Below are 26450 nucleotides of genomic sequence, written 5' to 3' on the forward strand. Positions count from 1 at the left end.
GAATCCTAAGGAGCGATAGAAATGATAACCTTTGACGATATTCTGAAATCCAGCTATGTGGAGAAATTCTCATCCTTTTCCTTCCTCGATGCCTTCATTGCCCTCCTGGCCGCCTTCCTTCTGGGCCTATTCATCCATGCCATCTACAAGCGGACCTTTTCCGGGGTCATGTACTCCAAGGCCTTTAACACCTCTTTAGTGCTCCTCACCATGCTCACTACCTTCATCATCCTGGCAGTGACCTCCAATGTGGTGCTGTCCTTAGGGATGGTGGGGGCTCTCTCCATCGTCCGCTTCCGCACGGCCATCAAGGATCCATTGGATCTGGTGTTTCTTTTCTGGGCCATCGGCTGCGGTATTGTATTGGGAGCGGGAATGCTTCCCCTGGCTCTTGTGGGATCCCTCCTCATCGGGCTGGTGCTCCTGGGCTTTGTCCGCCAAAGGGACGGAGATCTTCCCTATGTTCTCATCCTCAGCCTGGATGGAGAAACGGCGGAGGTGCAGTCCCTGAGCTATCTCAAGAAGCACTTTGCCAAGCTGCAGGTCAAGTCCAAAACCGTCACCAGCGGTCATCTGGAGCTCATCTACGAGCTTCGTCTAAAAGACAATGATACCTCCTTCATCAATGAACTCCAGGGGATCAGCGGCGTAGTCAACGCCACCCTGGTCAGCTATAACGGCGAATACGCCGCCTAAGAAACCAAGAAAGGATCGATGAAACATGTTAAAAAATCGAAAGCAGATAAAAAAATTAGTGGCCGTGGGCCTGTTGGCTGCGCTCCTGGGGGGCTGCACCCCAGCGACTTCCCCCCAGGGCACGGGAGAAACCCCGGTGGAAACTCCAGGGGAAAGCCTCGTGGAAAGCCCGGGAGAAGCTGCTTTGGAGGCTTCGGCTTACCTGGTGGAATATACGGGAAAAGATCTGGAGGATCAGTATGACCCGGAAGAGGGAGTTCTCGTGACCTTCTCGGCGGATCAGGTCACCGCCCAAGGGGAAGGCATCACAGTGGAGGGCGCCACGGTGAATATCACCCAGGGCGGACTCTATGTCCTCACGGGCAGCTCTGCCACAGGTCATGTGGTGGTGGCCGCAGGAGAGGAGGACGATGTGGTGCTTCTTCTGCAAAACCTTACGCTGGAGAACACGGAAGGGGTGCCGGTGAATATTCAGAGCGCCGATAAAGTGATTCTCCATGTGCTGGACGGGACCTCAAACACCCTTAGCGATGGGGGAAGTACCGAAACGGCAGCGGAGGATAGCGACGCTCCCAATGCCGCCGTCTATTCCAAGGCAGACCTCACCATTAACGGCACAGGAAAACTCGTGGTGGAAGGCAGCAGTAGCCATGGGGTGTTCAGCAAGGATGATCTGAAGATCATCGGCACCGATCTTCAGGTCACCGCGGTCCATGACGGGATCAAGGGCAAGGATCTCGTAGGAATCAAGGAAGCAAAGCTCACGGTGAACGCTGGGGATGATGCCCTGGTCTCTTCCAATGAGGAAGACAGCACCAAGGGGTTTGTGGTGGTGGAGTCCGGCGTGCTGAATCTCACCGCCGGCGCGGACGGGATTCAGGCGGAAACGGGGTTGATCATCAAAAATGGGGAAATGACCATCACCTCGGGGGGAGGCAGCGCCAATGCCAGCACCCAGGCCGGATGGGGAGCCTGGGGAACCCCAGAGGCAACGGGGGAAACCTCCGACAGTGCTAAGGGACTGAAAGCCAAGGTACTTCTCCAGGTGGATGGAGGTACGCTGCATATCGACTCCTCCGATGATTCCCTCCACTCCAACGGGGATCTGGTGATCAACGGGGGTACGGTGACCATCGCCTCCGGCGATGACGGCATCCATGCGGACAAGAACCTCACGGTGAACGGCGGCGACATCACCATTGAAAAATCCTATGAAGGACTGGAGGGGGGAGTCGTGACGGTGAATGGCGGAAACCTCCACGTGGGGGCCTCCGATGACGGGGTCAACACTTCCGGCGGAAACGATGGGTCATCCCTGGGCGGTCGGCCCGGACAGAATATGTTCGCCTCCGACGGCAGCTCCTTTACCATGACGGACGGCTACCTCTATGTGGAAGCCGATGGGGATGGGGTGGACTCCAATGGTTCCATCGCCATGAGCGGCGGGACGCTCCTCGTCAGCGGTCCCACCAGCAACGGCAATGGCGCTCTGGATTACAATGGAGACTTCACCCTCACCGGCGGCACGCTGCTGGCCCTGGGAAGCTCCGGCATGGCCCAGTCTGCAGGAAGCAGCTCCACCCAAAACACGGTGATGGTGAATACGGAGGCTCTGAGCCCTGGCACGGTGGTAACCCTGATGAACTCCTCCGGGGAGGAGCTGGTGACCTTCACCTCGCCCAAGACGTTTTCTTCCCTGGTGTACTCCTCCAGTCTTTTAAAGCAGGGGGAAACCTATACCTTAAGTACGGGCGGGACTCCAGCGGGAACCCTTCAAGATCTTCTCTACCCCCAGGGAACCACTTCTCCTGGGACAGAGCTTCTCACCTTCACCCAGGATGAGGTTCTGGTCACCCAAGGGGAGGGCGGGATGACCGGCCCAGGAGGCGCCATGCCTGGCCCGGGCGGAGGCATGCCCAATCCGGGAAAACGAAACTAATGGACGCTCCATGACCCTTAAGCATCGGAAAGTGATTTAGGCAAAGCCCCTGATCGCTTCCCGGTGTTTTTTTCGTCCGAGAAATGCTAGGGGTAGAGCATGAGGAGATTTCACCGAGCCCTTTTTGGCCTGTGGACGAAAGGGGTCTGCCTTGTGGGGGGAGAAAAGCGTGGTATAATAAAATGAATGCGTTGAGAAAACGGAGGAAACAGCCGTGTATTTTGCAATGATGGGAGAAGTTATTTTACGAAAAGGGGATAGTCTCCAGGGAGAAAAAAGTCGCCAATTGAGCCACACCCTGGAGAAGATCAATACTCGCTACGCGGAAGAGCTGGCGGTAAACTTTAGCCCTTGGGGGGAAACCCGCTTTCAGGGGGTGTTTTTCCGCGCGGAAAAACTGCTGGAAGCTTTAGATCAGCTGCGGATATTCCTGGAACCCTGGACTTTCCGGTTTGGCATCGGCATTGGCGCCATGGACCTTCGATCCCATGCCGGGACCGAGATGAGGGCTGACGGACCAGCCCTCTGGAACGCCGAGGAAGCCCTCCGCGTATTGGAAAGCCGCAACGATTATGGGGTGTCCAAGGTCCTGATCAAAGCCGATGAGCATGAGGAGATTCTGCGAGCCCTCAATGAAAATGCTCGGCTTTGTGATTTCATCGAGAGCCGATGGCGGGGAACCCAGAAAACCACGGTGGATCAGGCCATCCTCCACCACGGTCATGATCTTTCGGTGAAGCAGACGGAGCTGGCGGAGCTTCTGGGCATCAGCAGCCAGGCCCTCAATCAGCGGATCAAGAGCAGCGGTTTCTACACCTATCTACGGGCGAAGAAAGAAATGGCCCGCCTCCTGGACGAAGTCTGGGGGGAAGGAGAAAGCCGATGAAGCGCCCAGTGATACTCGGATTCCTTCTCACGGGCCTCTTACTTCTGGGCTGCACCCCCTCGCCGGCGGTGCTGTTTCCAGCCCCAAAGCCTGAAGGCAGCCTTTCCATCCAGGTCGTATCGGATCTCCACTATTTGGCGGAAAGTCTCCGGGATGACGGCGGAAGCTTTCTTCGCTATGCCACGGGCGGGGATGGGAAGAATCTCCTGGAGATCTCTCTTCTTCTGGAAACCCTAACCCAGCGGGTGGAACGGGAAGTACCCCAGGTCCTCGTCATCAGCGGGGATCTCACCAACAACGGCGAAAAAGCCAGCCATGAGGAGCTCACCCAGTACCTCCAGCGCATGGAAAAGGCCGGGACCCAGGTGCTGGTCATTCCGGGAAATCATGATCTTTTGAATCCCCATGCCCGGGGATTTCAGGGAGAGAAGCAGTATCTTCCGGAGACCGTGACCCCGGAAGAGTTTGCGAAGATCTATGGGGCCTTTGGCTATGACGAGGCCGCTTCCCGGGATGAGGCTTCCTTAAGCTATGTGACGAAGGTTTCCGAGGGCCTGTGGTTCCTGATGCTGGACGACAACCGCTATGACCGGAACCTTTCTCTGGGTTATCCCGAGACCGGGGGCGTCCTGTCTTTAGCCACCATCAAATGGATGACGAAGGTCCTGGAGGAAGCCCAGGCAAAAGGGGTTCAGGTGATCACCGTATCCCACCACAATGGCCTCAGCCACAGTCCCGTGGCTAAGGAAGGGTACGTGCTGGACAATGACGAGGAGTTCCTCAACCGCATCCGGCAGTATGGTGTGCGACTGAATCTCACGGGGCATGTCCATGTCCAGGATATTCAGAAGAACCTGGAGAAGGGAACGTTCTACGAAATTGCCACGGGAGCTTTTTCTGTGTATCCTCACCTTTCCGGATACCTGGAGGTAAAAGAAAATGGGGAAATGGCCTACGAGGCAAAACCGTTGGATCTCACTGGGGTGAAGATCCGGAAAGGGTGGCGAAGGGTCTCCCTGGCCGAATCCTCCAAGGAACATTTTCAGCGGGCCTCGGTGTCGAGGATCCTGGCTAGGCTTACGGAGAGCGGATCCTTCTCCAAAGGGGAACTGCAGTCCATGGAGGAAGTGCTCGGGGCGCTGAATCTGGCATATTTTTCCGGAGGGACCCATCCCATCCCTGCGGATCTCCTTTCATCGGCTGGATATCAGCTGATTCTGGAGAAGGGCGACGAGAAGACGAAAGGGTATGCCCAGCGGATCCTGTCCACGGATGGGGAGGATGATGTCCGTCTGACACTGCCCCCTTTAAGCAAACCATGAAACTAAGATAAAGTACTGAACCAAAGAGGAACTTGAACAGGAGGAGAAGATGAAGAACTACAAAGAAGAAGCACTGAGCATGCACAGAAAATATCAGGGGAAACTGGCGGTGGTGTCCAAGGTGCCCCTGGAAACCAGCGAAGATCTCACCCTAGCGTACACGCCGGGAGTGGCGGAGCCCTGTCTGAAGATCAAGGAAAATCCTGACGATATCTATGAGTACACCTCCAAGGGAAATATGGTGGCCGTGGTCACCAATGGCACGGCGGTTCTGGGGCTGGGGGATATTGGCGCTGCGGCCGGACTCCCCGTCATGGAGGGCAAAGCCCTTCTTTTCAAGCGCTTTGCCGGAGTGGATGCCTTCCCCATTTGCCTGGAGACCAAGGATCCGGACAAAATTGTGGAGACAGTAAAGCTCATGGAAGGCAGCTTTGGCGGCATCAATTTGGAGGACATCCGTTCGCCGGAATGTGTGGAGATCGAGGAAAAGCTGAAGAAAATCTGCTCCATCCCCGTCTTCCATGATGATCAGCACGGCACGGCCATTGTGGTCACAGCGGGCATTCTCAATGCCCTGACCCTGGTGGGGAAAAAGGCGGCGGACATCACGGCGGTGGTTTCCGGTACCGGTGCGGCAGGAAGCTCCATCATCAAGATGATTACGAATCTGGGCATTGGCAGAATCTATGCCTTCAATGTCCACGGCATCCTGAGCCGGGAAAACAGCAGCGAATATAACCGGGTGGAGAAACAGGTGGCATTGCTGACCAACCCCATGAATGAAACGCTAACGCTTCGGGAAGCCATGGCCAAAGCGGACCTCTTCATCGGGGTCAGTGCGGCGGGGGTTCTGGATGAAGCCATGGTGGCGTCCATGAAGAAGGATGCCATTGTCTTTGCCATGGCCAATCCTGTGCCGGAGATCGACTATCCCGTGGCCAAAGCTGGCGGAGCCCGGGTGGTGGGAACCGGTCGCTCGGATTACCCGAACCAGGTGAACAATGTCCTGGCCTTTCCGGGGATCTTCCGCGGCGCTCTGGATGTCCGGGCCAGCGATATCAATGAGGAGATGAAGCTGGCTGCAGCCAGAGCCATCGCCGGACTCATCCCCCGGGAGGAGCTCACGGAGGAGAATATCCTACCCAAGGCCCTGGATAAGCGCATCGCCCCGGAAGTGGCCTATGCCGTGGCCCAGGCAGCCATCGAAACGGGGGTGGCCCGCAAAGCCATCACCCCGGAGGAAGTTCGGGAACACGCCCGACGGGTACTGGAGTAATAAAAATCCGCTGACAATCTGCCAACGGGAAGGGGACTGAAAAGATTTTCAATTTCAACAGATCCCAGGATTTCCCGTGAAACTCATAATTTCTCCACAATGGCATTGACAGAAAGGAGAACATGGGGTAGGATAGGTTCAACAATTTAATAGTGACCTCATCTTTCACAGGTGAGGTAGAGGCGCGGTGGCTAACAGTCTTTGGAGGAGCTTGAGGAAGTAGAGATCCCAGAGAGAAGGAGACATCGCCGAAATGTGAACCGGCCTCACCGGTGCATGTTGGGTCTGCAGCAAACAGCTGCAGGACTGTCCTTTTGACCAGCCCAGGTCAACAGGTTGCGCTATCTTATCAAGGGAAAGAAGGGGGATTATGGGAGTATTTTAGCGCTGCCTGAGTTCAACTCAGGCAGTTTTTATTTAGAAAAAGTTAACCCAAGTAGCGTTGAATTGTGGGGCAATATCGCGTATACGTAGAATATGCACCACTCAAAGAAGGAGTGTATGAAATGAGAAAGAAGATTGCATTATTACTGGTTGCTGTGCTGGGAGCCATGACGGTTCTGGGCGGTTGCGGCACTAAAATTGGCGAAAACAGCGAAAATGTGTTCAAGGTCGGTATGGAAGCGGGTTATGCTCCCTTTAACTGGACCCAGAGCGATGATTCCAACGGAGCCGTCCTCATCGAGGGTACCCAGGAATATGCCGGTGGCTATGACGTGGAGATCGCCAAGAAGATTGCCGAATCCATGGGCAAGGAACTGGTCATTGTCAAGACCATCTGGGACGGTCTGCAGCCTGCACTGGAATCCGGCACCATCGATGCTATCATCGCAGGCATGTCCCCCACCGCAGAACGGAAGGAGTCCATTGACTTCTCCGACAACTACTACAAGTCCGATCTGGTCCTGGTGGTGAAGAAGGGTGGAGCCTATGAAAATGCCAAGACGCTGGCGGATTTTTCCGGAGCCAAGGTCACAGCACAGCTGAACACCTTCCACTACGGCGTCATCGATCAGATTCCCGGAGTGAACAAGCTCACCGCCATGGATGACTTTGCCGCCATGCGTGTGGCCCTGCAATCCGGTGTCATCGATGCCTATGTCTCCGAGCGTCCGGAAGCCATCAGTGCTTCTGCCGCCAACGACAACTTCACCTTCGCGGAACTCACCGATGGTTTTGAAACTTCCGATGATGACACCGCCATTGCGGTAGGCATCAAGAAGGGCAACAAGGACCTGCTGGAAGCGGTGAACAAGGCCCTTTCCGGAATCACGGAAGAGGAGCGTCAGAACATTATGAACCAGGCGATCAAGAATCAGCCGGCAGCCAACTAACACATCCACAGAACCGGAAATCCTCCATTTTTGGAGGATCCGGTTTTTTGACGGAAAGAGGAGGATCCTATGAATTTTCAACTTATCCTAAAAATCGCGGCGGACAACTGGCCGATGTTTCTTCGGGGGATGCTGGTGACCCTCCAGGTCTCCATCCTCAGCACCATTTTGGGTACCCTGGTGGGACTTCTCATCGGGATTATCCGAACCATTCCCCTGCCCGAGAAAAAAGGACTGAAACGGCTGCTCCTCCGGGGGATCAGCGGGATCCTTTCCGTCTACATCGAAGTATTCCGGGGAACCCCGATGATTGTCCAGGCCATGATCATCTACTACGGGGTGGCGAACAACTATGGCATCGCCATGGACAAGACCTTTGCCGCCATTCTCATTGTGACCATCAACACCGGTGCCTATATGTCGGAGATTGTCCGAGGGGGAATTCTCTCCGTGGACAAGGGGCAGTATGAGGCCGCCCAGTCCATCGGCATGACCCATTTCCAGACCATGATCAACGTGGTTCTGCCCCAGGTGATGCGGAATATTCTTCCGGCCACCGGCAACGAGTTTGTCATTAACATCAAGGACACGTCGGTGCTCAATGTGATCTCTGTATCGGAGCTGTTCTTCGCCACGAAATCCGTGGCCGGCGTAAACTTTAAGTACATGGAAACCTACACCGTGGCTGCCCTGATCTACCTTGTTCTGACCTTCTCCGTCACCCGCATCCTGCGCTTCCTCGAGCGCAAGATGGAAGGCCCGGAGAACTACAATCTCACCGGGAACCAGATGCAGGTGCTGCCTGCAGATCGCCTGGCCAAGAAAAATGCCAAAGGAGGAACGCTGTAATGGAAAATGTCATTGAAGTCCGCCATTTGAAGAAATCCTTTGGTGACCGGGTGATCCTGAAGGATCTGAATTTCCAGGTGAATAAGGGGGAAGTGGTTTGTGTCATCGGAGCCTCGGGTTCCGGAAAGTCCACACTTCTTCGCTGCATCAACCTGCTGGAGACGCCCACAGACGGCGAAATCTGCTACAAAGGGGAGAACATCCTCGACGAGAAGCACAACATCGCCCAGTACCGGACGAAGCTCGGCATGGTGTTCCAGCAGTTTAACCTCTTTGAGAACCACAATGTTCTGTCCAACTGCGTGGTGGGCCAGATCAAAGTTCTGAAGCGCACCCGGGCCCAGGCCGAGGAAGTGGCACTGAAGTATCTGAAGATCGTGGGCATGGATCAGTATATCCATGCAAAACCCCGCCAGCTGTCCGGCGGACAGAAGCAGCGTGTGGCCATCGCCAGGGCTCTTTCCATGGAACCCGATGTCCTTCTCTTTGACGAACCCACCTCTGCCCTGGATCCAGAAATGGTGGGTGAGGTGCTGAAGGTCATGAAGGACTTGGCCGAAGCCGGCCTCACCATGATGGTGGTTACCCATGAAATGGCCTTTGCCCGGGAGGTATCTGACCGGGTGGTCTTCATGGATGACGGCTACATTGTGGAGGAAGGATCCCCGGAAGAGATTTTCAACGCGCCCAAGGAGGAACGCACCCAGGCTTTCCTCAAGCGTTATCTCCAGGTTTTGTAAAAAAAACATACGGAGCAGCTCTAAAAATAGAGCTGCTCCGTTTCCTTGTCCAAACAAATGCTTTATTCCCCCAGACCCAGCTGCTTTTTCAGCGCGGACTGCAAGGTGTGCGAAAAGTTGATCCTGTTCATCTCCGCAAGATCATTGAGCCATTTGGGAATGGTGAGGGTCTTTTTCACCGACCGGTTCGCTTCCTGATCCCGGACCAGGGGCATCCACGCATCCACGAGGACGAGGGCTTCCTGCTGTCCAATAGATAGATCACAAACTCTTGAAGGTGGAGGAATTTCTTCTTTATCCCGTTCCAGAAGATAAAGATAGCCTTCTAGTGCTTCCTTCGCATTATAGAGGGCTTCCTCTTCTGTGTCACCAAATGTGAAGCAACCTTCAAGATTGGGGTACGACACTAAGATTTGATTCTCTTCGTACTTTAATACAGCTGGATAAATGTACCTATCTTTCATGATAAATTCTCCTTTCTTGAGAAGGGAGCAGGTCTATAATAGACCTGCATGTTTTAAAATTGCTTTATACGTGCCTATGGCGAGATCTTTCCGTGGATGAGGAACCGTAACTGGCTGAAAGCCACTTTTACGATAATAATAATGGCTTCCTCTAACATGTGAAAGCGTCCAACCATTTTGCTCAAGCAACTTTATCACTTCCCTTGAGCTTTTCGTCATATCTCACCATCCTATAGGTTATTGGCGTAATGACCTTGACAATGATTATTGCTAAAGCTCATATTCATAGTACACGTATAATTTACACGTGTCAAGATGATTCTATGAAAAAGAATACAGTCTTACTTAGAGGATTAATGCTAACTGGTATTTAAATGTTTATTTCTTGTAATTATGCAAATGGGAGCTCAAGTGACCTAAACTTGACATAAATTGTCATTGAAAACGTTAGGATTTTTCGTTGACAAGGAAAGATCCTACGGCTAAAATCAGAGAAGTAAATCATGAGGGGGTGAGTCCATGGCCCAGTATCGGGTGAAGAAGTCTTTTAACAGCAACGCCGTGCTGGTGACCCGGGACGGAAAAGAATACATCCTCATGGGGAAAGGCCTGGGCTTTGGCAAGGTCAAGGGAGAAGTGATTCCGGAGTCGCAGTTCATTGAGAATGTCTTTATCCATGTGGATGACTCCAATAAATCTTCCTATGAGCATCTTCTCACCAGCGTGGATGAGCAGATTATCCAGGTGGTGGAGGAGATCATCGCTTTGGCGGAAGCAGAGCTCCAGGAAAAGCTCCATGTGGATCTTCATTTTGGCCTCATGGATCACGTGAACTTTGCGCTGAAGCGGATTCGGGAAGGCATTGCCATTGTGAATCCATTCCTTCTGGAAACCCGCATGCTGTATCCCAAGGAGTATGCTCTGGCGGAAAAAGCCGTGGCCCTCTTGTCCGACAGGCTGGGCGTTACCATTCCGGAGAGCGAAGTGGGCTTTATCACGTTCCATCTCCATGGCGGAAGGCTCTCCCATCGGGAGACCTCGTCTCTTCAGACGGTGAAAACCATCGCGAAAATTGTTCCCTACATCGAGGACAAGCTCAGCCTCAAGCTGGAGGAGAACAACTTTGACAGTATTCGCCTCATCGCCCACCTGCGGGGACTCATCGAGCGCTGCAGCCGAAAGGAAACGGTGGAGAACCTGCTCCTGGACCGTATGCGCACGGATTTTCCCTTTGAATATAAAATTTCCGAAAATATAGGCTTGATTTTAGAAAAAAACCTTGGTATAGTAGTTCCTGAAAACGAGATCGGCTACTTAGCCCTTCACTTATACAAACTGAACCATATTCGGTCATAAAGCGTGTAACTGATTCGATCAGGCATGAGTTTATACAGAAGGATTTCTTCCCTGAGGGGAAGGAACTCTGCTGTATGAATTCATGCCTTTTATTTTTCCCGTCGCTCTGTGCATCCATGAAGGAGGAAATTATTATGCGTTCATCCAAACCCGGATTTTTCGCCACCCTGCAAAAAGTCGGAAAATCCCTCATGCTTCCCGTCTCCGTCCTGCCTGCCGCCGGTCTCATGGTGGCCTTCTCCCGAATCCTGGAACAGTCTGTGGGGGCGGAGGCCCTTGCCCAGAATCCGGTCCTAGATGTCTTCGTCCGGGTGCTCTTCAGCGGCGGACTCATCGTCTTTGAAAATCTGCCTCTGATCTTCGCCATCGGCGTGGCCATCGGTTTCACCGGAGGAGAGGCTGTATCGGGCCTCGCCGCCACCGTAGGCTATGTGGTGCTCATCAAGGTCCTGGCCATCATGAGCGAGGTCCAGCTTCTTCAGGATCCCATCAACATGGGCGTCTTTAGCGGTATTCTCATCGGTATCGTTTCTGCCAAGATCTATACCCGATATTCCAAGACCCGACTCCACCCGGTTCTGGGCTTCTTCGAAGGCAAGCGTCTCGTGCCCATCCTCATGGTGCTGGTCTCCATCCTCCTGGGTGTGGTTCTGGGCTTCGTCTGGCCGCCCATTCAGAACGGCATCAATGCCCTGGGACAGATGGCCATCAATGCCAAAATCGGCAATGTCCGTCTCGGCGGTGCCATCTATGCCTTTGGTAACCGGGCGCTGATCCCCACAGGTCTTCATCATGTGTTCAAGACCCCCTTTACCACCCAGTTTGGTTCCTTCACCGCTCCGGACGGACAGGTCTATGTGGGCGAGATTGCCCGCTTCTTTGCCGGAGATCCCACCGCAGGGGCCATTACCGCAGCGGAGTATCCCCTGAAGATTTTTGGACTGCCTGCCGCAGCCCTGGCCATCTACCTGAAGGCGAAGCCGGGAAAGAAGAAGGCCATCGGAGGCGTCATGCTCACCGCAGCCCTCACTTCCATCATCACCGGAATTACGGAACCCATCGAGTTTGCCTTTATGTTTGTGGCCCCCATCCTCTATGTGGTCCATGTGGTCCTGGCCTTTGCCGGCGGACTCCTCATGAATCTGGCGGGGGTTCGTCTCACCGAAACCTTCACCTCCTCCCTCATCGACTATGCCGTGAGCATTTCCACGGGCAATGCGGGTAATCCTATCATGCTCTTGCCCATTGGCCTTATCATCGGCGCAGCGTACTTCCTGGCCTTCTACTATCTCATCGGGAAGCTTAACCTGGCCACACCGGGACGCGAAACCCAGGAAGAAGAGCAGGTCCAGATTCCCACCACCCAGAAGGCCAGAGAAGTGCTCATGGCCCTGGGCGGAAGCAAGAACATCCTGGCTCTTGACGCCTGCATCACCCGGCTTCGTCTGGAAGTGCAGGACAAGAAGCTGGTGAACAAAGAGCGGCTGAAGGCCCTGGGTTCCCCCGGAATCATGGAAGCAGGCGCCACGGGCGTGCAGGTTATCTTCGGAACGGAAGCTGAACGGCTGAAGGACGAGATTAAGGTGCTCATGACGTATCCCGACGCCATGGATGCCCCGGTCCTGGAAACCAAAGGGGAAGAAACCTCTGTGAAGGAAGCGAGAATCGCCGCCTCCACCGTCTTCTACACCCCCATCGCCGGAGAGCTGCTGACCTTAGAGCAAGTACCCGATCCGCTCTTTGCGGAAAAGATGATCGGTGAAGGTTTCGCCGTGGAGCCCACGGAGGGCCTGGTGGTTTCTCCCGTGGAAGGCACCATCGCCCACATCTTCGAGACCAACCATGCCTTTGCTCTCATCACCCCCACAAATCTGGAAGTGCTGGTCCACATCGGCATCGATACGGTGAAGATGGGTGGAAGAGGATTCCAGCGTCTGGCGGAAATCGGCGCCGAAGTCAAACCCGGTACCCCCATTATCCAGATGGATCTGGACATGGTGAAGAAGGAAGCGAAATCCGCCGCCACCGCCGTGGTAGTGACCAATATGGACGTGGTCCAGAAGATGGAGCTTCTGGCCAAAGGGACGCTGAAGATGAGTACTCCCGTGTTGAAAGTGAACTAAGAAAGCCATAAAAATGGAGGATCCTTTTGGGGATCCTCCATTTTTATACCTATGATTTTTTCAGTCCAGCAGAATGCAGACCTTGCCCTGGAGCCGATGCTCCTCATGGAGAGTGTGGATGAGCGGGATATCCTCCAGACGATATACGGCGCTGATCACCGGGCGAAGCTTTTTTTCCTCCAGGAGATTCTTGATGAGGGCCAGGCGCTCACCGCCCCGTTTGGCGTTTTCCGCAATGATTTCCAATCCCCGGGGATGATTCTCCGGAAGATCCGGGATCCCCGTGGTGCTGACAAACTTCCCCTCGTCCCGGAGCAGTCCCAGAAGGCGGGGGAGGGCGTCTTTGGTGAGGGGAGCCAGGTTGTAGATGAGATCCACCGGGCTTTCCACGGCGCTGACCAGATCCTCCTCATCATAGACTATGGTTTGGGATACGGGAAAATCCCCTAAACGGGGTTTTCCCCGCAAAGAGGTGGTGGCCAGGACCTCGGCCCCCTGGGCGAGAGCCAGTTGTACGGCATAAAGACCTACTCCCCCAGAAGCCCCATGGATCAGTACCCGCTGGCCGGACTGCAAGGAGCCCAGATCCAGGATTCCCTGATACGCGGTGAGTGCAGTTAAGGGGATGGTCCCCACATCTTCCAGGGGAAGGTTTCGGGGGGCTATACAGGCATCCTTGGCCTTTAAGGTTACATATTGGGCATAAGAGCCGTGACGTTTAATGTCCAGGGAGGCAAAGATGGCATCACCGACGCGAAACTGCGTGACACCGGAACCCACAGCCGCCACATATCCGGCTAAATCAAGCCCCAAAATCCGATAATCCTCCAGAGTGACCAGACGGCCGAATTTTCCAGCTCGAGCCAAGGCATCGGCAGGGTTAAAGCTGGTACTCACTGTCTGAACCAGAATTTCCTCCGGATCCGGTTGCGGAAGGGGCACTTTTTCCAGCGTAAAGACCTCCGGACCGCCAAAGCTTCGGATGACTTGGGCATACATGGTATCCTTCATGGGGATCGCTTCCTTTCACCACCAGTGGGTGTTATGTAGCCTCATTCTATCATCTGACGGCACCATCCTCACCCCTTGGAAGCAATGTTTACAGAACCTTCGCAGATTGTAAATATCTGCCCATTTTTCATTGCTATAATGAAAAGTACAGTGAGGTGAAGGCACATGGCAAAACGACTCTATTTTTTGGCAAAGTCCTCCTATCAGGGGCTGATTCTGGAAAAATCCATCGAATTTGAGTATTTCCGGGGTCAGAATCTTCAGCAGAAGCGAAAATCCATCGATTCCATGCATCATGCCATTTTGGCAGCGGAAAGCGGGGGACGGATCCTGGAAGTGTCCACGAAATCCTCCTCTTCTTTGGGACAGGCCCTATCGGCCTTCCATTTGACCTACACCGATGGGGGAGGAAATGCCCATCCGGTCTTCAATATTTTCCAGAGCTCCAAGGTTTTTGAAGAAGGGGGTCCCTACCGGGACATTCTGGCGCTGTCTCCCGTGGAAGCCAAGCGGGATGAGCGGATTCAAAGTTCCGGAAGGCTCCTGGGATTTAATTTTGAAGATCAGCCCTTTGGTCTGGTGCCCCGGAGCTACTTCTTTGACTGGATCTATCTCCAGGCCATGGTGCAGCATAGGGAGTTCCATGAAGAACTGTTGAAATATGATATTTTTACAGACATTGAGTATAACATGAACACCATGTTTGCCTGCCAGGCCCGCGCAGCGGCCTATTTTGTAGCCCTGAAGCGGCAGGGGATCCTGGAAGACGTCCTGACGGATCCGGAGAAGTTCCGATCCATGTATACCCTGACATTTTAATCATCTTTACCAAGCGTCCGAATAAACCCGGACGCTTTTTCCATGGGGTAGATCCTCTGCCTGTGGACAGGGTTTCCTGGACGCGATAAGATAAGCATGAAAGAGGTGATTCCCTTGGATGAGACAAGAATGGAGGAGTTTTCTGCCCCTCCCTTAAACTGGGCAGACAATATGAGTATTGCATTTTATGATGAGCAGAATCTTCTGGAGAAGAAGGTGACCCTGGAAGAACTGCCTGCCTTGAAGGCGAGGCTGGACAAAGAACCGGGAAGCCACCTGTGGCTGAACCTGGACGATGATTTTGAAGATCAGGCGGTGGAAGTCATCTGCCAGCTTTTTGGCGTGCATCCCCTGGTCCAGGAGGACATCGTGGTGAAGAATCAGCGGCCCAAGGTGGAAGACTACGAACACTACATCTTCACCGTGGCCAAAATGCTATATTATCGGGAGCAGGAGCTCATTCAGGAACAGGTGAGCTTCATCGTGGGAAAGAACTTCCTCATCACCTTTGGCGAACAGCGGGGAGATGTTTTTGATCCGGTCCGCGCCAGGCTCCGCAAAACCATAAGCCTGGCCCGGCGGGAGGGCTCGGACTATCTTTTCTACAGCCTCATGGATTCCATTGTGGAAGGGTACTTCCGCGTGCTGGAGCAGATGGGAGAGCGCATTGATCTCTTGGAGGACCGGGTCATGAAGAGCACCTCCAACGAAGAGCACAAGGAGATCCGAAATACCAAGAAAGACCTTCTCTATATCCACAAGCATTCCTGGCCCCTGCGGGAAGTGACGGCCTGGCTAAGCAAGGAGGAAGGGGGGATCATCGGCTCCACCGCCCAGCTCTATTTCCGGGACATCAACAGTCAGCTGGTCCAGGTCATCGATACCACCGAGACTTATCGGGAGGTTCTTTCCGGACTCATCGACATTAATCTCTCCAACATCAGCTATCGGCTCAATGAGGTCATGAAGGTCCTCACCATCATTTCCACCATTTTCATCCCGCTGACCTTCATCGCCGGGGTGTACGGCATGAACTTCAAGTACATGCCGGAGCTCTACAAAGAATGGGGATATCCGGTGGTGTGGGTGATTATGCTGGCCATTGCTGCAGGCATGGTGTATTTTTTCAAGAAAAAGAAATGGTTCTGATCCCTTGACAACCCCACCCCCTGAGGGGTATTATGATCTTGTAAAGACACCCCCCAGGGGGTGGGGTAGGAGGTACTTATGGAACAGAAATACGATATCACGGGCATGACCTGTTCGGCTTGCACCGCGGCGGTGGAAAAATCCGTCCGGAAGCTGGAAGGCATTGGAAATGTCAGTGTCAACTTATTAACCAACTCCATGACTGTGGCTTATGACGGGGAAGTCCTGGAGCCATCGGCGGTCATTGGCGCGGTGAAAAGCGCCGGTTATGGGGCATCCCTTCATGTGAAGGCTGGAAGCAAGGTGCAGGTGGAACAAGCCAATCCCATGGAGGAAGAACTGAAAGAAATGAAGTTCCGCCTCGTGGTTTCCTTTATCTTCCTGATTCCGCTTCTCTATGTGGCCATGAGCCATATGTTTGGCTATGCGCTGCCATCCTGGCTCTCCGGCATGGAAAACGCCATGAGCTATGCTTTCCTGCAGATGCTCCTGTCCATGCCCATCGCCTATGTGAACCGCAAATACTTCATCGTGGGCTTCAAGACCCTGTGGAAGCGGTCCCCCAACATGGACTCCCTCATTGCCATTGGTTCATCAGCCGCCTTCCTTTATGGCATCTTCGCCATCTTCAAGATTGGGTACGGTTTAGGTCATATGGATATGGACATGGTACACCGTTTTTCCGGGGACCTTTACTTTGAGGCCGGAGGAACCATTTTGGCCCTCATTACTCTCGGCAAGTTCCTGGAAACCCGGTCCAAGGGAAAAACCTCGGAAGCCATCAGCAAGCTCATGGACCTGGCCCCGAAAACCGCTTTGGTTCTCCGCAATGGGGAAGAGCAGGAAATCGCTTTGGATGATGTGGTCATCGGGGATACGGTCATCGTGAAACCCGGTCAGAGCATTCCGGTGGACGGGGTGATCTTGGAGGGAGCTTCCTCCGTGGATCAGAGTGCCCTCACGGGAGAAAGCATTCCCGTGGAGAAAACCGTGGGTGACAAGGTCATTGGCGCCACCATCAACAAGAACGGCTACTTCAAGTTCCGGGCAGACAAGGTGGGAGATGATACGACCTTGGCCCAGATCATTCAGCTGGTGCAGGATGCCAGTGCCACCAAGGCGCCCATTGCGAAGTTGGCCGATAAGATCAGCGGAGTCTTTGTTCCTGTGGTCATCCTTATTGCTCTTATCGCCGCAGGCACCTGGCTGGCCCTGGGTTACTCCTTTGAGTTTGCCCTCTCCATGGGTATCACCGTACTGGTGATTTCCTGCCCCTGCGCGTTAGGTCTGGCCACCCCGGTGGCCATCATGGTGGGCACGGGAAAAGGAGCCCAGAACGGCATCCTGGTGAAGTCTGCGGAGGCCCTGGAAACCCTACACTCCATCCATACGGTGGTGCTGGACAAGACTGGAACCATTACGGAAGGAAAACCCGTGGTGACGGATATTCTCACCGATGGCACCCTTAGTGAAGATGCGCTTCTCCAGATCGGGGCATCCATTGAAAAGCCTTCGGAACATCCCTTGGCGGAAGCCATTGTGGAGAAAGCAAAAACGGCTGGTCTTCCCTTAAAGGAAATCACCAACTTCAACTCGGTCTCCGGTATGGGCATCGCCGCCTTTGTGGACGGAGAAGGATATATGGCGGGAAACCTGGCCCTCATGGAAGAGGAAGAAGTGGATCTGGGAATCTTCCAGGAAGAAGCCGATCGGCTGGCCAATGAAGGAAAAACCCCCATGTATTTTGCCAATCAGGAAAAGGTATTGGGAATCATCGCCGTGGCCGATGTGGTGAAGAAAAACAGTCAAAAGGCCATCGACCTCTTTAAGAGTATGGGCATTGACGTCGTTATGCTCACGGGGGACAACAAACGTACAGCCGAAGCCATTCGTCGGGAACTGAACATCGACCGTGTGGTGGCGGAAGTATTGCCCCAGGATAAGGAACAGGAGATCCGGCAGATTCAGGAATCCGGCAAGAAAGTCGCCATGATCGGCGACGGCATCAATGATGCCCCGGCACTGACCCGGGCAGATGTGGGCATCGCCATTGGCGCAGGCACAGACATCGCCATCGAGTCGGCGGACATCGTCCTCATCAAGAATGATCTCTTGGATGCGGTCACCGCGATCCAGTTATCCCGAGCCACCATCCGGAACATCAAGGAGAACCTCTTCTGGGCCTTCTTCTATAATATTCTGGGGATTCCTGTGGCCGCCGGCGTATTCTATCTGGCCTTCAGCCTGAAACTGAATCCCATGATCGCCGCCGCTGCCATGAGTCTGAGCTCGGTGTTCGTGGTATCCAATGCTCTGCGGCTGAAGTTTTTCAAGCCGATTCACGCGTAATCATTACGGTCCTTTTAGGATCAATGAGAATATATACTAAAATCGAAGGAGAGAATGAAATGAAAAAAGTACTGGAAATAGAAGGAATGCACTGCATGGGCTGTGTGGGAAGAGCCACCCGCGCGCTGGAAGGTCTGGGGGTAAAAGCCAAGGTTGACCTGGCCAAAAAGAATGCGGTGGTGGAAATGGACAGCGACATTGCCGATGAAGTCTTTAAGAAAGCCTTGGAGAACGCGAATCTGGAACTGGTATCCGTCTCCGAGAAAAAGAGCATTTTTGGCTAAAAGGAGGAATTGGCTTGCAGGCAGATAAGGAAAAGGTGGCCAAGCTTCTTCGGACAGCCCGGGGACAGCTGGATGGCATCTTGAAAATGGTGGAAGAGGATCGGTACTGTATCGACATTTCCAACCAGCTCATGGCTACCCAGGCCATTCTGAAAAAAGTAAACAGTGAGATCCTCCATGAGCATATTCAGCACTGTGTGCATGATGCGTTCAATTCCGAGGATCAGGGACAGAAAATCAGCGAAATCATGATGATCATGGATAAGCTGACCAAGTAAAAACAAGCAAGAAGAAGAGGCGGATTTCTTATTCGGAAATCCGCCTCTTCTTCTGCACAACAAGGGAAGTTGCTCGTTGGTGATATCATAAAGATTTATATCTATCGATATTTTATACTTAAATACGTACAATTTCCGAACATATATTTATATATTGTTCACAATTTGCAGTACACGATGGCAGAAAATTATGATAAAGTTATTCTACAAGCCCACGTTAGAAGACAAGGTCCAAGTCCGGCGGGTGAGGCGGACTAGCGGAGGTAACCGGTTATGATTCACGTGTTTTTTCCGAAACCAGGGAAAATCAATATCACCGAGTTTATTGTGGGGAAGCGGCGTATCCTGATTCAGTTTTCCATCACAGAAGCCGGACCCAGCAGTGAGGTATCGGTGGGAGACACCATCTACATCGTGGACGATGGTAAAGCTTCCCGGCAGGCTGACCGATGTCAGGTTACTCGGGTCTTTCAGACTGGGCGCATAACCCGTCGGCAGATTCAAAAAATCTTGGCGGACTACAAGGACACCCACGTGGTGCTGGAAGACGCCATTTTGTCCTTTCCGTTTTCAAAGTATCTCATTCTGATCGAGATCGACCAACCCGTTCTCCTTCGGGACTACTTCAACTGGAAGCTCCCGCAGTCTCGGAAGTCGAACTTCATGTCTGTGACCACTCTAGAGGACTTTCGCTAACATTTTTGTATGAAAAAACGCCCCGAAATGGGGCGTTTTGTTGTTTAAATTACCCAGTTTCCTTTCTGGAAGAGTACCACTTCGGATCCGTCTTTACGATAGCCGGTGATTTCCAGTTCTGGACCGCCCACCATGAAGTCCACATGGATGAGGCTGAAGTTGGCACCCTTGGCGGCAAGCTCTTCCTGGGTCATGGCATTGCCATCCTTGATGGCGTAGCCGTAGGCACGTCCCAGGGCAAAGTGGCAGGAGGCGTTCTCATCAAAGAGGGTGTTGTTGAAGAGAATGCCGGTGTTGGAGATGGGGGAGTCATCCTGCACCAGGGCGATTTCCCCGAGACGGACGGCACCTTCATCATTCAGGAGGAGATTCTCCAGGGTCTCATAGCCCTTCTCCGCGTAGAAGTTCACGACCTTTCCCTCTTCAAAGGTGAAGCCGAAGTTCTCCACCAGATTTCCGTTCACGCTGAGGGGTTTGGTGGAACGGAGCGTTCCCTTGACCTTGTAGGCGTGGGGGGTTGTGAACACTTCTTCCGTGGGGATGTTTGCCATATAGGGAACCCCTTTGTTGCTGTCATTGGATCCGCCGATCCAGAGATGGTCTTCTGCCAGGTACACTTCCAGATCCGTTCCGGGACCTTTGAGATGCATCTTTTCGAAGTTTTCCCCATTGAGGTAATCCTGGTACTTCTTGAGGTTTCGATCATGCTCTTCCCAGGCCTTTACGGGATCTTCCGCATCCAGACGGCTGGCTTTAATGATATACTGCCAAAGCTTCTCCACGGCCACCTCGTCGGTGTCGTCTTTGAAAATGGACTTGGCCCAGCCCACAGAGGGCACGGCCACGATGACCCATTTGGTGATGCCGGTCATTCGGTACTTCATAACGGGAGCCATGGCCAGGCTGGCGGTTTTCTGGCTGGTCTTCACTCTCTCCGGATTCACATTCTTCAGCAGTTCCGGATCGGGAGAGATGACGAAGCAGTGATGGTAGTTGTCTTCATAGATTTCCTTCAGCTGGTTCACCTTCCAGGTGGGGTACTCTTCAAAGATATAGTCTTGGCCGTAGTTGAATCGTGTAAGTCCAAACTCATCATCATTGACCATGAGTTCCACATGCTTGGCGCCTGCCGCATAGGCTTCCTGGGCGATGAGTCGGGAAAGGGGAAGTCCCTCGGTGGAGGTGGTGATGACGAGTCCTTCCTTCTCCTCCAGGTTGATACCCACTTGCACCGCCAGTTTGGCGTATTTTTCCAGATAGGGTTTTAAATCGATCATAGAATCCTCCTTGGATCATAATAGTAAAATTCTATCATAAAAACCCTTTCTTTTGAATGACTGGAGCAAAATGACCTTGTCGCGAAGGGCCGGCAGGACAGAAGGAGACCCAGAGAGGACGAACATGGGGATCAACACTAAAAAGTCGCTCATTTTCATCAGAGCATTGTCAAGGCGGGGATCCGAGCATATAATAGATGAAAATGTGAAGATGGAGGTTCCCAAGATGAAACGTGAAGAAGCATTAGCTTTGCTCCTGGAGTACAATTCCAATGATTCCCTCATCCGCCATGCCTATGCTGTGGAAGCGGTGATGCGCCATTTTGCCCGAAGCTTTGGCGAAGATGAGGAGTATTGGGGAAATATCGGTCTGCTCCATGACCTGGATTACGAGAAATATCCGGATCAGCACTGCAGCATGACCAAGGTGATCCTGGAGGAGAGACGGTTCGACGAGAAGATGATCCGAGCAATCCTTTCCCATGGCTACGGTCTATGCACAGACATCAAACCCGAACTTCCTTTGGAAAAGGTGCTCTATACCATTGATGAACTGACGGGACTCATCATGGCCACCGTCTATATGCGGCCGGATAAAAGTATTCGGGAACTGGAGATGAAATCCGTGCTGAAGAAGTTCAAAACTCCCAAGTTCGCAGCAGGGGTAAACCGGGAGGTAATCCTCTCTGGATGCACCATGCTGGATCGTTCAGTGGAGGAGATTATCCAGGAATGCATCAACGGTATGCGTGAACGCGCGGATATTCTCGGTATTACATAGGAATAAAGAACGCAAGGAAAGCATAAATATAGAGCTTTCCTTTTATTTTGCCCAAAATTTCGTATAAAATACGCATATTCGGGGTAAAGTCGAAAAGTTTTCAGAATTTAAGTAATTATTGACAATTTTCCGGATTGAAAGGGCAGTAACTTCAGGTAGTTCTCGAAATCCTGTCGAATGGAGGGGGGATGTGTTGAAGGAGAGAGAAATGCAGAGGGGGTGGTTTAGCCTTTGTTTAAAAATCAAATATTTTGACGGGGAAAACATCAGGAAATATTCGAGCAATAATGTCGAAAATTCGCACAATATTTATAATTATAGTGTTCACTATAATTTTCGAAGAATTTTTACGTTGACTTCTAAAATATTGAAACTTAAAATAAAAGTAGAAAGAAATATATGAATTTAATTAATATATTTCTCAATATTATTATTTAGGGGGTTCATCATGGAAATGTTAAAAAGATTCTGGAATGACGAAGAAGGCCAGGGAATGGTTGAGTACGGACTGATTATCGCGCTCATCGCTGTGGTGGTTGTCGTAGCATTAGGACCTTTGGGCGAGCAGATCGCAACACTCTTCACCGGAGTGAAGGATGACCTGGTGCAGACCCCATAATTTTAACGGACACTAAAATGCCCCCTGTGCAGGGGGCGTTTTGATTCTTAGAATTAATGATAGTGAAGTTAAATTACTTACATTGACTATAGTGGATAATAACTATTGATTATGAGAATCTAGATTTCACCTAAATGTTGATGTGGAGTGTGACGTTATGACCCTGCAGAATCTCATCTTAATTTTACTCTTGGCCGCAGCGGTCTTCTGGGACCTGAAGCTTCGAAAGATCCCCAACAAAATCACAGTACCTGCAGCTTTACTGGGGTTTCTTCTCTTTCTCTTCGCTGAAGGAGGAAAAGGTGCAAGTCAAAGTGCTCTGGGATTCCTTCTGGGGCTGGTTATTTTTCTCATTCTCTATGGATTTGGCGGCATGGGTGCTGGAGATGTGAAGCTCATGGCGGCAGTGGGGGCTTTAAAGGGGCCAGAGTTTGTTCTTCGTGCAGCATTAGCCACAGCCCTGGCTGGAGGGCTCATGGCCCTGGTGGTGCAGATCTGGAAAGGGCGATTTCGTCAGACGATGATCAATTTACTGGGTATTCTTCTTCTCCCGCTGCTGAAAGGGATATATCGTCTCACGGCCTGGCCGAAAGCTTTGGAAGCACAAAAGTGGTTTGTCACAAAGAAGCTGGAAGCGGGAAACGAGTATCTTCCCTACGCTGTGGCCATTGCCCTGGGGACGGTTGCCGTCCTTCTAGGAGTATTTTCCGGACTTTTTCCCCAATAGAACAACCGAGGTGGTTGGAATGGATGTTATCCGAAAACTGAAAAAGAGTGAGAGAGGGCAAGCCGTCATTGAATTTGTTTTGGTGTTGCCTATTTTGCTTATGCTGATTTTGGGTGTTCTGGAGTTCGGATGGCTCTACAGCGCCAAGATCGTAGCCACCTCAGCCGTTCGGGAGGGGGCCAGGACCCGGGCGGTGCTGGGATTCACCGCTGATCCGGTGAAAGCTGCACAGTTTGATCTTCAGGGCGCTCAGGCGGCGAAAAATGCCGCTGCGCGAACCTTGTCACCTGAAGACATCGTCGTGACCTTCGTTCCCGTGGTGGACATCGCCCAGGGAGTTTACGATATTCGGGCGGAAATGGTCTGTACCGTGGAGCCTTTAGTGGGCCTCTTTTTGCGGGAGGATCAGATTATCACTGCCGTAGCCACATTCCGCATGGAGTAGGAGGGAGAAGATGAAGAGATTCCGATCACGTTTTTACCGCAGGGAAGATGGATCCGTCACGTTAGTGGCCGCCATCCTCATCTCCACGGTGTTTGCAGGCGTGGCTGCCCTCATTATCGACGCCGGCTCCCTCTTTGTGGAGCGCAGAGCCCTGGTTACGGCAGCGGATGCCGCTGCTCTGGCAGGAGCCATGGTGCTGGAGGATAGCCGAGGGCTGAATACAGCGGGGGCCATTGCGGCCGCCAAGGACATGGTGGTAAAAAACGGCGTAGCCCTGGAAGATGCCACCGTGACGGTGACGAACCGGGCGGTGGTCATCAAGGGAACAGCAGACATCCGGCAGGTCATTGATGTGGATGTCCGGGCGGAAAAATCGCTGTTTTTTGCCCGGCTCTTTCAGCAGTCGTCCTCCATGGTCACGGCCCATGCGGCGGGAACCTGGGGGTACACCCAGAAAGTGGCTGGCGGAGATATTTTACCTCTCTTTGTCTTTGAGAATATCTTTTTAGGGTCCTCCAATGCCTCCATCCTGGATGGAAAGCTTATGCTGCATTCGGAGTACCTCAATGGAAACTGGGGCTACAATGACATCTTCGATGTCAGTCAGATGAAGGAAGCCATCATGGGCGACTCGGTGGATATGGCCATGGAGGTGAACCTCACCATTGGAAATATCACAGGTAAGAAGATAGGTTTTTCGTCTGAGTTTAATACGCGATTTGAAAATGCCGCCGCCTTGGTTTCCCCGGCGGAGCGGAAAACCTATATGACGGGACTGGTGCCCATCATCGACGAGGAGCATGTGCAGCAGAAGGGGAGCACTTTGGTTCTTCCCATCAAGTACTTCGGCATCTATGAGATTCTGGACTACATGGTGGAGGAAAACGTCGGAACCCCCAAAGCTTTCAATCCGGATTACCTAAGCCAGCGGGAAGACCAGGGGAAAGCGGGCATCAACTATCAGCAGACCTATGGCATGACCTTTGAAAAAGGCTCGGTCATCGGTCGCTTTGTGGGGGAACCGGTGCCCTATATTGCCGTGGCCTCCGCGGGAGATCAGGCAGAACCGGACACGAATAAGCCCATCGCCACTTACCATAAGCTGGTGGATTAATGTAGAGGAAGGGAACAACATGAAAATTAAGAAACGGGTCATCATCTTAGCCCTATTTTTCGCCGTGGTCACGGCGGGGCTCTTCTACAGTTATCTGACGCAGCTGGAAGAGCCGGAAACCGTGGCTTTTCAAAAAACCGAGGTGCTGGTGGCTGCCGCCACCATTCCGGAAAATACCCTCATCACGCAGGATCTGGTGATGCTGAAATCCGTCCCTCTGGAGTCCGTTCATGGAGAAGCGCTGAAAAGCATGGAGGCGGCTGTGGGTTACCTAGCCAAGAGCGATATCGTCGCCGGAGAGCAGGTGCTCTCCAGCCGCGTGGCCTCTGATCTGACGTCCTCTTCGCTCTCCTACCGCATTCCTGACGGAATGCGCGCCACAGCTCTGTCCTCCACGGAAGTGTCTGCCGTGGCGGGGTTCATCGCCGTGGGCGACCGGGTGGATATACTCGTCACCTATACGGATATAGAGGGAAGTGGATTAACTACGCTTACCCAGTTCCAGAATCTCGAAGTATTAGCCAAAGGGGCCAGTACATCGGGAGAGACCGGAGCACAAACGGACACAGGGGTTTCGTCTACGCTCACCCTTCTCGTAACGCCAGCCCAGGCGGAAGTGCTCGCCTATGCCATGCAAAGCGGAAATCTGCATCTGACGCTAAGGAATCCGTCAGATACGGAAAAGGTCCTGGTGGACAAGTTCAACCGAAGTGTTTTTGATTCCTGGAAGACGAGGTAGCCCATGGAACGTATCAGTGTGATGATCCTGGCGGGAAATCCCGAAGAAAAATCAGAGCTGGAGAGTATGCTCTCCAATATTGAATACATCAACGTCGCCCGGGAACCGAAGAATCTGCAGATCGCCCTTTCCATCATCGAGGCGGAAGGGGTCAATGTCATCCTGGTCAGCGAAGACTTTGATGGGGATGGCTATGCCATCTGTGAAGGGCTGGCCCATGAATATCCGGAAAAAGGCGTCATTATCCTCACCCGGGAACTCCATGAGGATACGGTGCATCGGGCCATGTTCTCGGGAGCCCGGGATGTGGTGGTCCTTCCCGTGGAGCCGGGGAAGCTTCTGGATTCCATCTACAAGGTGAATACCTTCGCTGTGCGTCAGGGAAAAGGGAAAAAAGAGGCGAAGACCTCCTCAGTCAATGCCAAACTCGGGCGAGTGTTCACGTTCTTCAGCACCAAAGGCGGAGTGGGAAAATCCTTTATGGCCTTGAACTTTGCCGCTGCGCTCCAGGAAGAGACGAAAAAACGAGTGGTCCTGGTGGACTTTGATCTGGAATTTGGAACCTTAGCACTCTCCATGAATCTCCAACCCCGATTTTCCATCAATGATGTGGTGAATGACATCCGGAATATCGACGCGGAATTCATTGAGAGTTACCTGACTCCCCACCAGAGCGGAATCCGTCTTCTGTCTTCGACTTTGGATCCTCGCAACGAGAACTACATCAATGCAGAGCATATCCAGTTGATTATTAAGACCCTTCAGGGATCCTATGATTTTATCGTGGTGGACATGCCGGCTAGGTTCAGTGATACTGTGTCTCCCGGAATCCAGTATGCAGATAAGCTCTTCCTGGTGGCAACTCCGGAGATCACGGCCATCCGCAATGTGAAGGCCTCCATGGGAGTTTTGGAGAGTCTAAACTATCCCAAGTCCAAGATCCAGGTGGTGCTGAACCGTCAGCACCGGCGAAATGACATTAAGGTCAAGGACATCGAGAAGACCCTGGATCAGACCATAAATCTGGTGGTGGAGGAAGATCACCTGAAAGTGCCCTATTCCCTTAATCAGGGAGTACCCTACGTGTTGAAGTACACCCGCAGCGGCATCAGCCGCTCGCTGCGCAAGTATATCCAGAAAAATATCACCGTTTCACCGAAGAAGTCGTAAGAAGGAG

At 52.7% G+C, this 26450-nt stretch carries 27 protein-coding genes and 1 riboswitch; of the genes, 23 read left to right on the top strand and 4 right to left on the bottom strand.

The annotated features are described in order from the left end of the window. Positions 1–21 precede the first annotated feature (21 nt). The 8 genes from KCG48_RS02665 (at position 22) to KCG48_RS02700 (ending at position 9042) form a co-directional block, all read left to right on the top strand. Positions 22–696: a DUF4956 domain-containing protein gene (locus KCG48_RS02665; protein ID WP_230976966.1), complete on the top strand. Its 675-nt coding sequence runs from the start codon at positions 22–24 to the stop codon at positions 694–696. 25 nt (positions 697–721) lie between these two features. Beyond that, positions 722–2635, top strand: coding sequence for a carbohydrate-binding domain-containing protein (locus KCG48_RS02670; protein ID WP_211799746.1), 1914 nt, complete (start codon positions 722–724; stop codon positions 2633–2635). Between the two features lie 214 nt (positions 2636–2849). Further along, positions 2850–3521 (top strand): SatD family protein, encoded by a 672-nt coding sequence (locus KCG48_RS02675; protein WP_211799747.1) that lies wholly within the window; start codon positions 2850–2852, stop codon positions 3519–3521. Next, complete coding sequence (locus KCG48_RS02680; RefSeq protein WP_211799748.1) at positions 3518–4843, top strand: metallophosphoesterase; 1326 nt, start codon at positions 3518–3520, stop codon at positions 4841–4843. Before KCG48_RS02675 ends, KCG48_RS02680 begins: the two co-directional genes overlap by 4 nt. Positions 4844–4892: 49 nt before the next feature. After that, a complete protein-coding gene (locus KCG48_RS02685; RefSeq protein ID WP_211799749.1) occupies positions 4893–6119 on the top strand; it encodes an NAD(P)-dependent malic enzyme in 1227 nt (408 codons plus the stop codon). Positions 6120–6288: 169 nt separating this feature from the next. Further along, a riboswitch (Lysine riboswitch) is annotated at positions 6289–6471 on the top strand. 154 nt (positions 6472–6625) lie between these two features. Further along, a complete protein-coding gene (locus KCG48_RS02690) occupies positions 6626–7453 on the top strand; it encodes a transporter substrate-binding domain-containing protein (RefSeq protein ID WP_211799750.1) in 828 nt (275 codons plus the stop codon). 69 nt (positions 7454–7522) lie between these two features. Beyond that, the gene (locus KCG48_RS02695) at positions 7523–8302 is read left to right on the top strand and encodes an amino acid ABC transporter permease (RefSeq protein WP_211799751.1); all 780 of its coding nucleotides are present in this window, start codon (positions 7523–7525) and stop codon (positions 8300–8302) included. Then, the gene (locus tag KCG48_RS02700) at positions 8302–9042 is read left to right on the top strand and encodes an amino acid ABC transporter ATP-binding protein (RefSeq protein ID WP_211799752.1); all 741 of its coding nucleotides are present in this window, start codon (positions 8302–8304) and stop codon (positions 9040–9042) included. The genes KCG48_RS02695 and KCG48_RS02700 overlap by 1 nt, the downstream gene beginning before the upstream one ends. A gap of 62 nt (positions 9043–9104) precedes the next feature. Here KCG48_RS02700 and KCG48_RS02705 read toward each other — a convergent pair whose 3' ends face one another. Both KCG48_RS02705 and KCG48_RS02710 read right to left on the bottom strand, forming a co-directional pair. Then, positions 9105–9506 (bottom strand): type II toxin-antitoxin system HicB family antitoxin, encoded by a 402-nt coding sequence (locus KCG48_RS02705; RefSeq protein WP_230976967.1) that lies wholly within the window; start codon positions 9504–9506, stop codon positions 9105–9107. Positions 9507–9539: 33 nt separating this feature from the next. Further along, complete coding sequence (locus tag KCG48_RS02710) at positions 9540–9725, bottom strand: type II toxin-antitoxin system HicA family toxin (protein ID WP_211799753.1); 186 nt, start codon at positions 9723–9725, stop codon at positions 9540–9542. A 300-nt stretch (positions 9726–10025) separates the two neighbouring features. On the opposite strand from KCG48_RS02710, the gene KCG48_RS02715 reads away from it, so the two are divergent. Then, positions 10026–10862 (top strand): PRD domain-containing protein, encoded by an 837-nt coding sequence (locus KCG48_RS02715; RefSeq protein WP_211799754.1) that lies wholly within the window; start codon positions 10026–10028, stop codon positions 10860–10862. A 134-nt stretch (positions 10863–10996) separates the two neighbouring features. Then, positions 10997–12985, top strand: a complete 1989-nt coding sequence (locus tag KCG48_RS02720) for a PTS transporter subunit IIABC (protein ID WP_211799755.1) — start codon at positions 10997–10999, stop codon at positions 12983–12985. 60 nt (positions 12986–13045) lie between these two features. On the opposite strand, the gene KCG48_RS02725 is transcribed toward KCG48_RS02720, so the two are convergent. Further along, complete coding sequence (locus tag KCG48_RS02725) at positions 13046–13996, bottom strand: NADP-dependent oxidoreductase (RefSeq protein WP_211799756.1); 951 nt, start codon at positions 13994–13996, stop codon at positions 13046–13048. A 165-nt stretch (positions 13997–14161) separates the two neighbouring features. On the opposite strand from KCG48_RS02725, the gene KCG48_RS02730 reads away from it, so the two are divergent. From KCG48_RS02730 to KCG48_RS02755, 6 genes are all read left to right on the top strand, one after another. Beyond that, complete coding sequence (locus KCG48_RS02730; protein WP_211799757.1) at positions 14162–14815, top strand: DarT1-associated NADAR antitoxin family protein; 654 nt, start codon at positions 14162–14164, stop codon at positions 14813–14815. Positions 14816–14986: 171 nt separating this feature from the next. Next, on the top strand, positions 14987–15964 hold the full coding sequence (gene corA / locus KCG48_RS02735; RefSeq protein WP_211799758.1) for a magnesium/cobalt transporter CorA: 978 nt from the start codon (positions 14987–14989) through the stop codon (positions 15962–15964). Positions 15965–16042: 78 nt separating this feature from the next. Continuing rightward, positions 16043–18313, top strand: coding sequence for a heavy metal translocating P-type ATPase (locus KCG48_RS02740; protein WP_211799759.1), 2271 nt, complete (start codon positions 16043–16045; stop codon positions 18311–18313). Positions 18314–18372: 59 nt separating this feature from the next. Then, positions 18373–18597: a heavy-metal-associated domain-containing protein gene (locus KCG48_RS14970; protein ID WP_211799760.1), complete on the top strand. Its 225-nt coding sequence runs from the start codon at positions 18373–18375 to the stop codon at positions 18595–18597. A gap of 14 nt (positions 18598–18611) precedes the next feature. Beyond that, positions 18612–18875 (top strand): metal-sensing transcriptional repressor, encoded by a 264-nt coding sequence (locus KCG48_RS02750; protein WP_211799761.1) that lies wholly within the window; start codon positions 18612–18614, stop codon positions 18873–18875. A gap of 273 nt (positions 18876–19148) precedes the next feature. After that, on the top strand, positions 19149–19571 hold the full coding sequence (locus tag KCG48_RS02755; protein ID WP_211799762.1) for a hypothetical protein: 423 nt from the start codon (positions 19149–19151) through the stop codon (positions 19569–19571). 44 nt (positions 19572–19615) lie between these two features. Here KCG48_RS02755 and KCG48_RS02760 read toward each other — a convergent pair whose 3' ends face one another. Next, positions 19616–20848 carry an aminopeptidase gene (locus tag KCG48_RS02760; RefSeq protein WP_211799763.1) on the bottom strand — a complete coding sequence of 411 codons (1233 nt, stop codon included), beginning with the start codon at positions 20846–20848 and terminating at the stop codon, positions 19616–19618. A 226-nt stretch (positions 20849–21074) separates the two neighbouring features. Here KCG48_RS02760 and KCG48_RS02765 point away from each other — a divergent pair, with 226 nt between their 5' ends. From KCG48_RS02765 to KCG48_RS02795, 7 genes are all read left to right on the top strand, one after another. Continuing rightward, positions 21075–21629, top strand: a complete 555-nt coding sequence (locus KCG48_RS02765) for an HDIG domain-containing metalloprotein (protein ID WP_408004688.1) — start codon at positions 21075–21077, stop codon at positions 21627–21629. Positions 21630–22077: 448 nt separating this feature from the next. Further along, on the top strand, positions 22078–22248 hold the full coding sequence (locus KCG48_RS02770; RefSeq protein WP_211799764.1) for a Flp family type IVb pilin: 171 nt from the start codon (positions 22078–22080) through the stop codon (positions 22246–22248). Between the two features lie 157 nt (positions 22249–22405). Beyond that, entirely contained in the window at positions 22406–22975 is a 570-nt protein-coding gene (locus KCG48_RS02775; protein WP_211799765.1) for an A24 family peptidase, read from the top strand. Positions 22976–22994: 19 nt separating this feature from the next. Further along, positions 22995–23420 (top strand): TadE/TadG family type IV pilus assembly protein, encoded by a 426-nt coding sequence (locus KCG48_RS02780; protein WP_211799766.1) that lies wholly within the window; start codon positions 22995–22997, stop codon positions 23418–23420. A 10-nt stretch (positions 23421–23430) separates the two neighbouring features. Continuing rightward, a complete protein-coding gene (locus KCG48_RS02785; protein ID WP_211799767.1) occupies positions 23431–24534 on the top strand; it encodes a pilus assembly protein TadG-related protein in 1104 nt (367 codons plus the stop codon). 19 nt (positions 24535–24553) lie between these two features. After that, entirely contained in the window at positions 24554–25273 is a 720-nt protein-coding gene (cpaB, locus tag KCG48_RS02790; RefSeq protein WP_211799768.1) for a Flp pilus assembly protein CpaB, read from the top strand. Positions 25274–25276: 3 nt separating this feature from the next. Continuing rightward, on the top strand, positions 25277–26443 hold the full coding sequence (locus tag KCG48_RS02795; RefSeq protein WP_211799769.1) for an AAA family ATPase: 1167 nt from the start codon (positions 25277–25279) through the stop codon (positions 26441–26443). The last annotated feature ends 7 nt before the right edge of the window (positions 26444–26450 follow it).

This window comes from Proteiniclasticum sediminis (genome assembly GCF_018128025.1).
GTDB lineage: Bacteria > Bacillota > Clostridia > Clostridiales > Clostridiaceae > Proteiniclasticum > Proteiniclasticum sediminis.

What these genes read in the sequence shown, in the direction of transcription:
- KCG48_RS02665 (WP_230976966.1), top strand. Translation starts at nt 22, where the DNA reads ATGATAACCTTTGACGATATTCTGAAATCCAGCTATGTGGAGAAATTC.
- KCG48_RS02670 (WP_211799746.1), top strand. Translation starts at nt 722, where the DNA reads ATGTTAAAAAATCGAAAGCAGATAAAAAAATTAGTGGCCGTGGGCCTG.
- KCG48_RS02680 (WP_211799748.1), top strand. Translation starts at nt 3,518, where the DNA reads ATGAAGCGCCCAGTGATACTCGGATTCCTTCTCACGGGCCTCTTACTT.
- KCG48_RS02685 (WP_211799749.1), top strand. Translation starts at nt 4,893, where the DNA reads ATGAAGAACTACAAAGAAGAAGCACTGAGCATGCACAGAAAATATCAG.
- KCG48_RS02690 (WP_211799750.1), top strand. Translation starts at nt 6,626, where the DNA reads ATGAGAAAGAAGATTGCATTATTACTGGTTGCTGTGCTGGGAGCCATG.
- KCG48_RS02695 (WP_211799751.1), top strand. Translation starts at nt 7,523, where the DNA reads ATGAATTTTCAACTTATCCTAAAAATCGCGGCGGACAACTGGCCGATG.
- KCG48_RS02700 (WP_211799752.1), top strand. Translation starts at nt 8,302, where the DNA reads ATGGAAAATGTCATTGAAGTCCGCCATTTGAAGAAATCCTTTGGTGAC.
- KCG48_RS02705 (WP_230976967.1), bottom strand. Translation starts at nt 9,506, where the DNA reads ATGAAAGATAGGTACATTTATCCAGCTGTATTAAAGTACGAAGAGAAT.
- KCG48_RS02710 (WP_211799753.1), bottom strand. Translation starts at nt 9,725, where the DNA reads ATGACGAAAAGCTCAAGGGAAGTGATAAAGTTGCTTGAGCAAAATGGT.
- KCG48_RS02715 (WP_211799754.1), top strand. Translation starts at nt 10,026, where the DNA reads ATGGCCCAGTATCGGGTGAAGAAGTCTTTTAACAGCAACGCCGTGCTG.
- KCG48_RS02720 (WP_211799755.1), top strand. Translation starts at nt 10,997, where the DNA reads ATGCGTTCATCCAAACCCGGATTTTTCGCCACCCTGCAAAAAGTCGGA.
- KCG48_RS02725 (WP_211799756.1), bottom strand. Translation starts at nt 13,996, where the DNA reads ATGAAGGATACCATGTATGCCCAAGTCATCCGAAGCTTTGGCGGTCCG.
- KCG48_RS02730 (WP_211799757.1), top strand. Translation starts at nt 14,162, where the DNA reads ATGGCAAAACGACTCTATTTTTTGGCAAAGTCCTCCTATCAGGGGCTG.
- corA (WP_211799758.1), top strand. Translation starts at nt 14,987, where the DNA reads ATGAGTATTGCATTTTATGATGAGCAGAATCTTCTGGAGAAGAAGGTG.
- KCG48_RS02740 (WP_211799759.1), top strand. Translation starts at nt 16,043, where the DNA reads ATGGAACAGAAATACGATATCACGGGCATGACCTGTTCGGCTTGCACC.
- KCG48_RS14970 (WP_211799760.1), top strand. Translation starts at nt 18,373, where the DNA reads ATGAAAAAAGTACTGGAAATAGAAGGAATGCACTGCATGGGCTGTGTG.
- KCG48_RS02755 (WP_211799762.1), top strand. Translation starts at nt 19,149, where the DNA reads ATGATTCACGTGTTTTTTCCGAAACCAGGGAAAATCAATATCACCGAG.
- KCG48_RS02760 (WP_211799763.1), bottom strand. Translation starts at nt 20,848, where the DNA reads ATGATCGATTTAAAACCCTATCTGGAAAAATACGCCAAACTGGCGGTG.
- KCG48_RS02765 (WP_408004688.1), top strand. Translation starts at nt 21,075, where the DNA reads ATGAAACGTGAAGAAGCATTAGCTTTGCTCCTGGAGTACAATTCCAAT.
- KCG48_RS02770 (WP_211799764.1), top strand. Translation starts at nt 22,078, where the DNA reads ATGGAAATGTTAAAAAGATTCTGGAATGACGAAGAAGGCCAGGGAATG.
- KCG48_RS02775 (WP_211799765.1), top strand. Translation starts at nt 22,406, where the DNA reads ATGACCCTGCAGAATCTCATCTTAATTTTACTCTTGGCCGCAGCGGTC.
- KCG48_RS02780 (WP_211799766.1), top strand. Translation starts at nt 22,995, where the DNA reads ATGGATGTTATCCGAAAACTGAAAAAGAGTGAGAGAGGGCAAGCCGTC.
- KCG48_RS02785 (WP_211799767.1), top strand. Translation starts at nt 23,431, where the DNA reads ATGAAGAGATTCCGATCACGTTTTTACCGCAGGGAAGATGGATCCGTC.
- cpaB (WP_211799768.1), top strand. Translation starts at nt 24,554, where the DNA reads ATGAAAATTAAGAAACGGGTCATCATCTTAGCCCTATTTTTCGCCGTG.
- KCG48_RS02795 (WP_211799769.1), top strand. Translation starts at nt 25,277, where the DNA reads ATGGAACGTATCAGTGTGATGATCCTGGCGGGAAATCCCGAAGAAAAA.